Genomic DNA, 11772 nt, shown 5'->3' on the forward strand with positions numbered 1-11772 from the left:
CTACTTCTCCCTTTCAGCCGGCGAGGAAATCGGCGGTGAGACGGTTGAACTCGTCGAACTTCTCCAACTGCGCCCAGTGGCCGCACTGCCCGAAGACGTGCAGCTGCGCGCGCGGGATCTGCTTGAGCGCGAGGAGGGCACCGTCGAGCGGGTTGACCCGGTCCTCCCGCCCCCAGATCATGAGCACGGGCTGGCGCAGCTTGTAGGCGTCGCGCCAGAGCATGCCCTTCTCGTAATCCGCGGAGGCGAAGGACTTGCCCATCGCCTTGAACGCGGCGATCGCCTCGGGATCGAGCGCGAGCTCGAAGCGCTCCTCGACGAGCTCGGGGGTGATCATCTTCTGGTCGAAGACCATGATCCGCAGGAAGTCCTCGAGCCGCTCCCTGCTCGGTGCGGCGTAGAACTTCTGCAGCGTGCGCAGGCCCTCCGTGGGGTCCGGCGCGAAGGTGTTCACGCTGAGGCCGCCGGGGCCCATGAGCACGAGCCGGCCCGCGCGCTCCGGGAAGTCGAGGGCGAACCGCACCGAGGTGCCGCCGCCGAGCGAATTGCCCACCAGGTGCACGCGTCCGGTGATGCCGAGCGTGTCGAGCAGTCCGGCGAGCGCGGTGGCGCTGTGCACGAAGTACTGCGGGTGCTCGGTCGGCTTGTCGGACCGGCCGAAGCCCGGCTGGTCGACGGCGAGCACGTGGAAGCGCTGCGCCAGCACCGGGATGTTGCGCCCGAAGTTGCTCCACGAGGAGACGCCGGGGCCGCTGCCGTGCAGCAGCACGACGGTGCCACCCCCGGTCGGCCTCCGGCCTCCTGCCCGCCGGTGCCGGTGGCGCGGTTCTCCTCGCCGGCCTCGTGATAGTGCAGCGTGAGACCCGCTGCTGTGGTGGCGAACTTCCCCTCCTTGAGGACGTCCACTTCCGTGTCGGTCATGGCTAGACCATCCCGTCCATGACGGGAAGGCCGAACTCGCCGGTGCCGAACATCTTGTAGGCGCGCTCGGGATCGTTCGCGGCGTGCACGCGGCCCGCGTGCGCGTCGCGCCAGAACCGCTGGATCGGCGTGCCCTCGGCCAGCGCCCGGCCGCCCGAGTTCTCGAACATGCGGTCCACGGCGAAGATCGCACGCTCGGTGCCGCGCACCTGGTCGCGACGGACCTTGAGACGGAGGTTGAACGGGATCTTCTCGCCGGCCTTGACCAGCGCATACTCCTCGTTGATGTTGGAGATCAGCTGCAGCCACGCCGCGTCGATCTCACTGCCGGCCTCGGCGACCCGGACCATGGCGAACGGGTCCTCCTTCGCGGACTCGCCCGCGTAGGCGGCGCGCACCCGCTTGCGCTGGTGCTCGACGTGCGCGTCGTACGCGCCCTGCGCCATACCGATGATCGGCGCGGTGATCGTGGACGGGTGCACCGAGCCGAACGGCAGCTTGTACAGCGGGCTGGTGTTGACCTCCTGGCCCGGTCCCTTGCACTTGCTCACCTGCTGGAAGCTCAGCGCACGGTGCGCCGGGACGAACACGTCCTCGACCACGATGTCGTTGCTGCCGGTGCCCCGCAGGCCGACGGTGCGCCACACGTCGTTGATCGCGTAGTCGCTGATCGGCACGAGGTAGGTGAGGAAATCGACGGGCTTGCCGTCCTTGAACGCCGGGCCGCCGAGCAGCGCCCACGTGGCGTGGTCGCACCCCGACGAGAAGCTCCACTTGCCCGTCAGCTTGTAGCCGCCCTCGACGACCTCGGACCGCCCCATCGGTGCGTACGACGACGACACCAGGGTGTCCTGGTCCTCGCCCCACACCTCCTGCTGCGCCTTGTCGTCGAACAGCGCGATGTTCCAGGGGTGGATGCCGAGGATCGAGGCGACCCACCCGGTGGACCCGCACGCGCTCGCCAGCATCTTGACCGCGGTGTAGAAATCCTCCGGGTCCGCTTCGAAGCCGCCGTAGCGCTTCGGCTGCAGGAGCCGGAAGAACCCGCTCTGCTGCAACGCCTTGATGGATTCGGCGGGCACCCGGCGGGCGTCCTCCGTCTCCTGTGCACGATCACGGAGCGTGGGCAGCAGCTCCGCCACCTCGGCCAGCACGGCGCTGACGCTCTGTTCGCTCATGTCTCCTCGCCTTCTTTCGGGCTCTGGCCGGCACCGCGCCCGCCGCTGATCCGATACTAGAACACGTTCTCATTTCTTGGATCGAAACGCTACACCAAAGGTTCGGATCCGCATATCTTGCTGATGTAACCCGTTCCGCCACCCGCCCGAGGAGAGCCATGTCCAGCAGCCGCCGCCCCGTCGCCGTCGAGGCCGTGATCACCTGGGACCTCGAGGCGGACGTGGTGATCGCCGGGTACGGCATCGCCGGCGTCTGCGCGGCGATCGAGGCGGCGCGGGCGGGCGCCGACGTGCTGGTCCTGGACCGGGCCGGCGGCTGGGGCGGCGCCGCGGCGCTGTCCGGCGGTTGGATCTACCTGGGTGGCGGCACGCCGCTGCAGCGGGCGCTCGGCTTCGAGGACAGCGCCGAGAACATGGAGACGTTCATGACCGCCGCGCTCGGCCCGGGCGTCGACGCCGCGAAGATCCACGCCTACGCGCACGGCAGCGCGGAGCACTACGACTGGCTGACCGGGTGCGGCGTGGTGTTCAAAGAGGAGTTCTGGGGCGAACCCGGCTGGGAGGTTCCCCACGACGAGGGCCTCGGGTACTCCGGAGGCGAGAACGCCGCCCCGTTCAACACCATCGCGACGCCGGCGCCACGCGGGCACGTCCCGCAGATGAAGGACAAGCGCACCGGCGTGCGCGGCGCGGGCTACATGCTGATGAAACCGCTCGTCGACACCGCCGAATCCCTCGGCGTCCGAGCCGAGTTCGACATCCGCGCGAGCGCCCTGGTGACCGATGACGCGGGCCGGGTGTGCGGCATCGTCGGGCGCCGGTTCGGCGCGGACGTGCACGTCCGGGCCCGACGGGGCGTCGTGCTCGCGACGGGCAGCTTCGCCTACAACCCGGAGATGATCGAGACCTACGCGCCGCGATTGATCGGCCGCCCCGCCGCCGCGATCGAGGAGCACGACGGCGCCGGGATCCTGATGGCCCAGGCCGTCGGGGCCGCCCTGGCGCACATGGACGCCACCGAGGTCGCGTTCTTCGGCGATCCGCAGATGTTGGCGCGCGGCATCCTGGTCAACGGTCGCGGCCAGCGGTTCATCGCCGAGGACACCTACGGCGGGCGGATCGGCCAGGCCGTGCTGATCCAGCAGGACAACACCGCCTACCTGGTGATGGACATGGACGCCCACGAGGAGGCGCTCGCGACCGAGACCTCCACCCCCTACTTCCGGCAGCCGCCCACCTGGGCGGCCGAGACGGTCGTCGAGCTTGAGTCCGACATGGGCTTGCCCGCCGGGACGCTGACCGGCACCGTCGACACCTACAACCGGCACGCGGCGGACGGCGCCGACCCCGTGCTGCACAAGAAGGCGCAGTGGGTGCGGCCGCTGACCGGCCCGGTGGCGGCGTGGGACATGCGCGGCTTCACCGCGGGCTTCACCCTCGGCGGGTTGCGCACGGACGCCGACGCGCGGGTCCTGCACGTCGACGGTGGCCCCATCGCGGGCCTGTTCGCGGCGGGCCGGTGCACGTCCGGCGTGTGCGCGGGCGGATACGCCAGCGGCACCTCACTCGGGGACGGCAGCTTCTTCGGCCGACGGGCGGGGATCAGCGCCGCATCCGGGTAGTGGTCAATTTGCGGATGCATCAGTTCTCACCAGCTGCATTGTGGAATCACGAACAATCCCAGGATTCATGTTTCAGCAGAACGACCAGCACTGTCGAATTCATAGTCCCACATAGTGATTGATGCGCATGGCGGCGTGTTTGCCATCGCCCCCGGGGCTGCGAGGATGTCGGCATGAACGCGACACCGCCGGCCGTGCACACCGCGCCCCGAGGAGGGCGGAGAGTATGACGCACCGCGTCGACAAGTCCGGGTCACGACGGATCGGAGGCTTCGCCGGCCGGGTGGTCGCGATCGCCGCCGCGGCGGCCCTGTGCGTCGTCGCGATCGCGGTGACGGTCAGTATGTGCAGCGGACCGTCGGACTCCCCGACCCCGTGTCCGTCCCGTCCCCGATCCCGCGCAGCACGAGCACGCCGACGTCGATGGAGACGGCCCCGTCCGCTCCGAGCTCGGCGGCAGCGCCGTCGACCACGGAGCCCACGACGACGAGCGTCGCCGCGCCGCCGGTGACGACCACTCCGGAGCCGACGACCACTCCGCCTGTGGCCGCGCCCGCGCGGACCACGACGAGGACGCCCGCACCGCCGACCTGCACCCCGGGGTCGCGCTGGGTGTTCCGGCCCAGCACCGGCACCTACGAGAAGATCACCATCCGCTGCTGACCCCGCGCGATCGCTGATTCGTCGCCGAACCCTGGCGAGTGAAACACGTTCTAGTCTATGCTGCAGACACGGCCATAACCTGCTGCCCATCGGCGCAGGTGACGCCAGAGAACTTGTTACATCGACGAGGAGTGCCGATGACGGCGGAAGCCACCGAGTACGACGTGATCGTGGTGGGCAGCGGAGCTGCGGGGATGGCTGCGGCGCTCAAGGCCGCGGACACGGGGCTCAGCGTCCTGATCGTCGAGAAGGCGGCGCACTACGGCGGTTCCACCGCCCGGTCCGGGGGCGGCGTGTGGGTCCCGGGCAACGAGGCGCTGGTCGCGGCTGGCGTCAAGGACTCGCCCGAGGAGGCGCGCAAGTACCTGCACGCGATCATCGGCGACGTGGTGCCGGCGGAGCGGATCGACACCTACATCGACCGCGGCCCCGAGGTGATCGCGATGCTGCACCGGATGAGCCCGCTGCAGCTCACCTGGGTTCCCGGCTACTCGGACTACTACCCGGAGGCTCCGGGTGGGCGCGCGCACGGCCGCTCGTGCGAGCCGAAGCCGTTCGACGGCAACCAGCTGGGTGACGAACTCGAGAACCTCGAGCCCGACTACACCAAGGCCCCGATGAACCTGGTGGTCACGCAGGCCGACTTCAAGTGGCTCAACCTGATCATGCGGCACCCGAAGGGCCCGCTCCGCGCGCTCCGGGTGGCCGCGCGCTACTACGGCGCCCGGGCCCGTGGGAAGCACCTGCTGGGCCGCGGCCAGGCGCTGATCGCCGCGCTGCGCGTGGGTCTGCAGCGGGCCGGCGTGCCCTGTGGCTGAACACGGCCCTCGTCGGGCTGACGCAGGAGGACGGTCGGATCACCGGCGTCACCGTCGAGCGCGGCGGCGCAGAACTGCGGCTCACCGCCCGGCGCGGCGTCATCCTGGCCGCCGGCGGGTTCGAGTCCAGCGAGACGATGCGTGCGCAGTACCAGCGCCAGCCCATCGGCACCGAGTGGACCAACGGCGTCCCCGCCAACACCGGCGACGCGATCCGCGCGGGCGCGGCCGTGGGCGGCGCTCTGGAGTTCATGGACGACGCCTGGTGGGGCCCGTCCATCCAACTGCCGAAGATGGCCTGGTTCGCCCTGTCCGAGCGCTCGCTCCCGGGCAGCGTCATGGTGAACACCGCGGGTGAGCGCTTCGTCAACGAGTCCGCGCCCTACGTCGAGGCCGTGCACGCGATGTACGGCGGCGAGTACGGCCAGGGCGAGGGCCCTGGCGAGAACGTGCCGTGCTGGCTGGTCTTCGACCAGCGGTACCGCAACCGGTACATGTTCGCCGGCCAGCCGCCGCGCCAGCCGCTCCCCAAGCGCTGGTTCGAGTCCGGCAATCTGGTGCGCGCGAACAGCCTTGCGGAGCTGGCCGAGAAGATGAACGTCCCGGCGCAGGCGCTGACCGCCACCGTCGAGAAGTTCAACGGGTTCGCCCGCGCCGGGCGCGACGACGACTTCCACCGCGGCGAGAGCGCCTACGACCACTACTACGGGGATCCGCGGAACAAGCCGAATCCCAGTCTCGCCGAATTGACCACCGGGCCGTTCTACGCTGCCCGTATGGTCCCCGGCGATCTCGGCACGAAGGGCGGCCTGCGCACCGACGTCGCGGGCCGCGTCCAGCGCGCCGACGGCACCGTGATCGACGGCCTGTACGCCGCCGGCAACACCAGCTCGCCCGTCATGGGCCACACCTACGCGGGCCCCGGCGCCACCATCGGACCCGCCATGGTCTTCGCCTACCTCGCCGTCGAGGACATGGCCCGTCAGGAAACAGCCCCGGCCGCGGCAGCCCCGCCCGCGCGGAAGAGGAGATCTCATGAGCAGCAATACCGAGACGGCGGCCCGTCTCATCGACAGTGGAACCGCGCCCACCCGGTACGCCCGGGGCTGGCACTGCCTGGGTCTGTTGAAGGGCTTCACCGACGGGAAACCCCACGCCGTCCGGGCTTTCGGGACCAAGCTCGTCGTGTTCGCCGGCGAGGACGGGAAAGTCAACGTCCTCGACGGCTACTGCCGGCACATGGGCGGCGACCTGACTCAGGGGACCGTCAAGGGCAACGAGATCGCCTGCCCGTTCCACGACTGGCGCTGGGGCGGCGACGGCAAGTGCAAGGCGATCCCGTACGCCAAGCGGGTGCCGCTGCGGGCCCGGACCCGCACGTGGCCGACCATGATCGAGAACGATCAGCTCTTCGTCTGGCACGACGTGGAGGGCTCCAAGCCCTGCGGAACTGGACATCCCGAAGATCGACGGTGACGTCGACGGGCCGGAGTGGTCCAACTGGGTGTGGAACGAGATCGTCATCGAGGGCAGCAACTGCCGCGAGATCGTCGACAACGTGGTCGACATGCCGCACTTCTTCTACATCCACTACGGCCTGCCCACGTACTTCAAGAACGTCTTCAACGGGCACATCGCCTCGCAGTACCTGGACACCAAGGGCCGGGGCGACGTCGTAGACATCGGCCTGTCCGGCGGCGACGACGTGCTGCTCAAGTCCGAGGCGCACTACTTCGGGCCGTCGTACATGATCAACTACCTGCACAACGACTACAAGGGCTTCCTGGTCGAGAACGTCCTGATCAACTGCCATTACCCGATCGATCAGAACTCGTTCAAGCTCATGTACGGCGTCAAGGTGAAGAAACTGCCGGGCTTCGACGACGAGAAGTCCGATTACCTGGCCGGCAAGTTCGCCAAGAACGTGGGCCTGGGTTTCCTGCAGGACGTCGAGATCTGGAAGAACAAGACCCGCATCGACAACCCGCTCCTCTGCGAGGAGGACGGACCCGTGTACCAGTTGCGCCGCTGGTACGAGCAGTTCTACGTGGACTCGGCCGAGGTCTCCGAGGACATGACGCAGCGCTTCGAGTTCGAGATCGACACCTCGCACGCCGTCGAGGCCTGGGAGGCCGAGGTCGCGGCGAACATCGCCCGCCAGGACGCCGAGAAGTCCGCCGCGGCCGCCGATTCCGGGTCGACGGAAGGCTGACCTCATGCCTCCGACCGTGACGATGTTCGGCGAGCCCGTGACGGTGCCGTCGACGGTGACCGACCGCGAGGGCTTCCTCACCGACGGGTACGTCCCGCTCGCGTGCGGAACCTGCGGCGTCGCGGTGCAGGTCAAGAAGAACAGCCGAGAGCAGACATCGATCCAGTGGTGCGGTTCGGCCTCCCAGTGCGAGGTGTTCGCCGCCGACGGCGCCGGTACCGCCCTGCGGGCCACCTGCCCGCGACTGATGGAATCGATCGCCCGCGCGGCGAAACTCGGCACAGTGCCCGTGCCCGAGTCCGTTCCCCCTGAGGAGAGTCCCTAACGTGAGCATCCACCGGCTACTGGTCGCCAAGGTGGTCGCGGAGACGCACGACGCGCACTCCATCGAGTTCGAGGTGCCCGAGGAATCCGCGGACCTCTTCCGATACAAGCCCGGCCAGTTCCTGACACTGCGCGTCCCCAGTGAACAGACCGGTTCCGTGGCCCGGTGCTACTCGCTGTGCAGCGCACCGCACGACGACGGTCCGCTGCGCGTAGCGGTCAAGCGCACCTCCGACGGCTACGCCTCGAACTGGCTGTGCGACAACGCTACCCCCGGCATGGAGATCGACGTGCTGGTGCCCGCGGGGATCTTCACCCCGAAGTCGCTGGACACCGACATGCTGCTGTTCGCCGGCGGCAGCGGCGTCACGCCGATCCTGTCGATCCTGCGCTCGGTGCTGGAGACGGGGTCCGGGTCGGTCGCATTGATCTACGCCAACCGGGACGCGCAGTCGGTGATCTTCGCCTCGGCGCTCGCCGAGCTCACCCGGACGTACCCGGATCGCCTCGTCGTGGTGCACTGGCTCGAATCCGTCCAGGGGCTGCCGTCGGCGGCGAACCTGGCCGCGCTCGCGGCGCCGTACGCCTCCCGCGAGGTGTTCGTCTGCGGCCCCGGGCCGTTCATGGACGCGGTTTCCGAGGCCATGACCTCGCTCGGCAAGGGCCGCCGCGAGGTCCACATCGAGAAGTTCCGCTCCCTGCCGCGCAACCCCTTCGAGGTGGAGGCCGCCCAGGAGGAGGCGGAGGAGAAGGCCGCGATCGCCGAGGCGGAGGACCTCCCAGAGCCCGCCGCCGACGCCCCCGCGCCGGCGGACGGCGGGGGCACCGTCACCGTCGAGCTGGACGGGACGACGACCGAGCTGGCGTGGCCCGCCGAGAAGAAGCTGCTGGACGTCATGCTCGAGGCCGGTATCGACGCGCCGTACTCGTGCCGTGAGGGCGCGTGCAGCGCCTGCGCCTGCCGGCTCGTCGAGGGCAAGGTCGAGCTCGCGCACAACGAGGTCCTCGACCAGGAGGACCTCGACGACGGGCTGATCCTGGCCTGCCAGTCGATGCGCCGCACGCAGGCCGTCCACATCACCTACGAATAGTCCGTCCCACGACGGCCCACTGCTGAGGAGTCCCATGCCCATCGACCCGTCGGTCGCGATCGGTGCCGAGCTCGGCACCGCCGAATTCTCCTGGAGCACCTCGGACGTGCTGCTCTACCAGCTGGCGCTCGGCGCGGGCGCCGACCCGCTGTCGGCCCGCGAGCTGCGGTACGCCACGGAGCAGAACACCGTCGTGCTGCCGACCTTCGCCACGGTAGCGCAGAACTTCCACGCCACCGAGGCGCCGAAGGTCTCGTTCCCCGGCGTCGAGATCGACCTCGCCAAGGTGGTGCACGGGAGTCAATCGGTGACGGCGCACCGTCCGCTGCCCGCCTCGGGAACGGCTGTGGCCCGCACCAGGATCAGCGACGTGCACGACAAGGGCAAGGCGGCGGTGATCTGGCAGGAGACCGAGGTGGTCGACCGGGCCGGCGAGCCGCTGTGGACCGCACGGTCGTCGATCTTCGCGCGCGGCGAGGGCGGTTTCGGCGGCGAACGCGGACCGTCGGAGAAGGTCGAACTACCCGCCCGGGAACCCGACGCGACAATGGACGTACCGACGCTGCCCCAGCAGGCGCTGCTCTACCGCCTGTGCGGCGACCGGAACCCGCTGCACTCCGATCCCGCGTTCGCTCGGGGCGCGGGCTTCGACGCGCCGATCCTGCACGGGTTGTGCACCTACGGCATCGTCGCGAAGGCCGTGACCGACGCCGTGCTCGACGGTGACGCCGCCGCGGTGGGCTCGTGGTCGGCCAAGTTCGCGGGGATCATGCTGCCGGGCGAGACGCTGCGCGTGCGGATCTGGCGCGACGGCGGTCGCGAGATAGTCACGGCCGAGTCCGTGGAGCGGGGCGCCCCGGTGCTCGCGGACGCGGTATTCATCCGCCGGTGAATCCACGGCTCACGGGCGATAGGAAGCCAGATCTGGCCTCCTATCGCGGCTGAGCCGCGGATTCACCTGGGACGCCGTGGGAACGCGCGACTCAGGCCGGGCGGGCGGTGGCCATGGCGCGGTCGATCTCCCAGAACGCGCGCAGCGCCATGATCTTCCCGGCCTCGTCGACCTTGTACGTGAAGACGCCCTCGGCGTCGATCACGTGGCCGCCCAGGACCGTGCGGATCCGCCCTGTGAAAGCCACCTCGTTGCCGCAGGCGAAGCCGTCGTCGAAGAGGAACTCGAGCGATTCCGCGATGCCGATCGTCTTGTCGTAGAACGCCGCGATCTCCTCGCGGCCGATGCCCTTGCCCTCGGGGTCGAAGCCGGAAGGGCCGACCGGGTCCTCGACCACGCCGTCGGCCGCGAACAGATCGAGCCACTCCTGTTTGCGGTGGCCACTGGCCGCGGCCTGCGAGGCGCGGCCGGCGATGACCGCGGGATGATCGTCCTTCATGCGCTCTCCTAGAACTTGCTGATCACGGAATCGGCGTAGCGCCGCAGGTTGTCGATCTTCGGCTGCAGCGGCTCAGTGTCGGGCCCCACCTGGTAGGGCAGCCGGAAGCCGACGATGACGTCGGTGACACCCTTGTCCTCGAGCCGCTTGATGCCGTCCACGGTGTAGGCGTCCAGCGAGATCACGTGGATCTCGAACTCCTTCTTGTCGTGCTCGGCGCGCAGCTCGTCGATCCTGGAGAGCATCCGGTCGAGCTCCTCGCCATCGCCGCCCGCGTGCATCCACCCGTCGCACAGGCGCACCGCGCGGCGCAGCGCCGCATCAGCGTGCCCGCCCACCAGGATCGGCAGCGGCTCCGTGGGCACCGGCGCGATCTTGATCGACGGGATGTCGTAGAACTCCCCGTGGTACTCGAAGTACTCACCGGTCGAGAGTCCCTTGATGATCTCTATGCACTCGTTCATCCGCTTGCCGCGGCGCTCGAAGGGCACGCCCATGATCTCGAAGTCCTCGGCCAGGGGCTGATTCCCACCCCCAACGAGAACCGGTTGCCGCTCATCGCGGCCAGCGATGCGGCCTGCTTGGCCACCAGCACCGGCGGGCGGATGGGCAGCTTGAGCACGAACGGCGTGAAGCGGAGTGTCTTCGTGGAGGCGGCGAGTGCCGAGGCGAGCACGAAGGTCTCGATGAACTCCTTGCCGTCCAAGAACTCCCGGCTCCCGTCCGGCGTGTACGGGTAGGTGGAGTCGGACACCTCCGGATACGCGATGCTGTCGGCGACGCACATGCTGTGATAGCCCGCCTCCTCTGCCGCCTGCGCGAGCGGCACGTAGAACGACGGATCGGTCATCGCCTCCGCGTACGTGAATCGCATGGTCTCCCTTTCGTCGAACCGCTTGCGGGCGTGCACCCCACTTGCTAAAAATAGAACACGTTTCACCGTTTGTACGCGGTATCGAGATCAGGAGTGCGCGTGGACTTCCGTCCGGACGAGAACCAGGTGGCCGTCGCCGGCCTCGCCGCCGACGTGTTGACGCACGCGGTGGAACGCGCGAGCGGCACCGGGGACGACGGTGCCTGGCGCGCCACCTGGGCCGACCTCGCACGGGCGGACCTGTTGGGCCTGGCCGCCCCGGAGAGCCTCGGCGGCGCCGGCCTCGGCGCCGAGGAGGTCGCGGCGGTACTCACCGAGGGAGGGCGCGTCGGCGTCGCCGCGCCGCTCCTGCCCGCGCTCGCCCTCGGCATCCTCCCGGTGGCGGCGCACGGCACCGTCGAACAGCGCGACGCACTGCTGCCTGCCGCGCTCGCGGGCGAGGAGCTGATCGTGGGCGCGCTGGGCGAGCCCGGCGCCGCCGTCCCCGTCACGCCCGCGACCCGGGCCACCCGGACCGCGAGCGGCTGGGCGCTCACCGGGCGCAAGGTGGCCGTCGGCTACGCGGAACACGCCGCCCACCTGCTGGTAAGCGCCGCGACCGAGGACGGCGCCGCGGTGTTCGTGGTGCCCGCGTCGGCACCCGGCGTGGCCGTCAGGCCGAGCCCCACGGCCGCGGGG

The 11772-nt window shown here is 69.6% G+C and carries 7 protein-coding genes and 5 pseudogenes; 7 read left to right on the forward strand and 5 right to left on the reverse strand.

The annotated features are described in order from the left end of the window. Positions 1–13: 13 nt before the first annotated feature. Together hsaD and hsaA are read right to left on the reverse strand one after the other, a co-directional pair. A pseudogene (gene hsaD, locus MTP03_RS20235) lies at positions 14–921 on the reverse strand (4,5:9,10-diseco-3-hydroxy-5,9,17-trioxoandrosta-1(10),2-diene-4-oate hydrolase). Positions 922–923: 2 nt separating this feature from the next. Further along, on the reverse strand, positions 924–2099 hold the full coding sequence (hsaA, locus tag MTP03_RS20240; protein ID WP_248489709.1) for a 3-hydroxy-9,10-secoandrosta-1,3,5(10)-triene-9,17-dione monooxygenase oxygenase subunit: 1176 nt from the start codon (positions 2097–2099) through the stop codon (positions 924–926). A gap of 158 nt (positions 2100–2257) precedes the next feature. On the opposite strand from hsaA, the gene MTP03_RS20245 reads away from it, so the two are divergent. After that, on the forward strand, positions 2258–3721 hold the full coding sequence (locus MTP03_RS20245) for an FAD-dependent oxidoreductase (RefSeq protein WP_248489710.1): 1464 nt from the start codon (positions 2258–2260) through the stop codon (positions 3719–3721). 338 nt (positions 3722–4059) lie between these two features. On the opposite strand, the gene MTP03_RS20250 is transcribed toward MTP03_RS20245, so the two are convergent. Beyond that, positions 4060–4356: a hypothetical protein gene (locus tag MTP03_RS20250; RefSeq protein ID WP_248489711.1), complete on the reverse strand. Its 297-nt coding sequence runs from the start codon at positions 4354–4356 to the stop codon at positions 4060–4062. A 165-nt stretch (positions 4357–4521) separates the two neighbouring features. On the opposite strand from MTP03_RS20250, the pseudogene kstD reads away from it, so the two are divergent. The 5 genes and pseudogenes from kstD to MTP03_RS20275 form a co-directional block, all read left to right on the forward strand. Beyond that, positions 4522–6074 (forward strand): annotated as a pseudogene (gene kstD, locus MTP03_RS20255) (3-oxosteroid 1-dehydrogenase); the annotation flags it as partial. A 163-nt stretch (positions 6075–6237) separates the two neighbouring features. Continuing rightward, positions 6238–7414 (forward strand): annotated as a pseudogene (locus MTP03_RS20260) (Rieske 2Fe-2S domain-containing protein). Positions 7415–7418: 4 nt separating this feature from the next. Next, positions 7419–7739 (forward strand): hypothetical protein, encoded by a 321-nt coding sequence (locus tag MTP03_RS20265; RefSeq protein ID WP_248489712.1) that lies wholly within the window; start codon positions 7419–7421, stop codon positions 7737–7739. 1 nt (position 7740) lies between these two features. Next, positions 7741–8829 (forward strand): ferredoxin--NADP reductase, encoded by a 1089-nt coding sequence (locus tag MTP03_RS20270; protein WP_248489713.1) that lies wholly within the window; start codon positions 7741–7743, stop codon positions 8827–8829. 34 nt (positions 8830–8863) lie between these two features. Further along, on the forward strand, positions 8864–9721 hold the full coding sequence (locus MTP03_RS20275) for a MaoC/PaaZ C-terminal domain-containing protein (RefSeq protein ID WP_248489714.1): 858 nt from the start codon (positions 8864–8866) through the stop codon (positions 9719–9721). Between the two features lie 91 nt (positions 9722–9812). Here MTP03_RS20275 and MTP03_RS20280 read toward each other — a convergent pair whose 3' ends face one another. After that, positions 9813–10220, reverse strand: coding sequence for a nuclear transport factor 2 family protein (locus tag MTP03_RS20280; protein WP_248489715.1), 408 nt, complete (start codon positions 10218–10220; stop codon positions 9813–9815). 8 nt (positions 10221–10228) lie between these two features. Next, a pseudogene (locus MTP03_RS20285) lies at positions 10229–11094 on the reverse strand (TIGR03619 family F420-dependent LLM class oxidoreductase). Positions 11095–11262: 168 nt separating this feature from the next. Here MTP03_RS20285 and MTP03_RS24070 point away from each other — a divergent pair. Then, positions 11263–11715 (forward strand): annotated as a pseudogene (locus tag MTP03_RS24070) (acyl-CoA dehydrogenase family protein); the annotation flags it as partial. Between the last annotated feature and the right edge of the window lie 57 nt (positions 11716–11772).

Source organism: Tsukamurella sp. PLM1 (assembly GCF_023168325.1).
Classification (GTDB): domain Bacteria; phylum Actinomycetota; class Actinomycetes; order Mycobacteriales; family Mycobacteriaceae; genus Tsukamurella.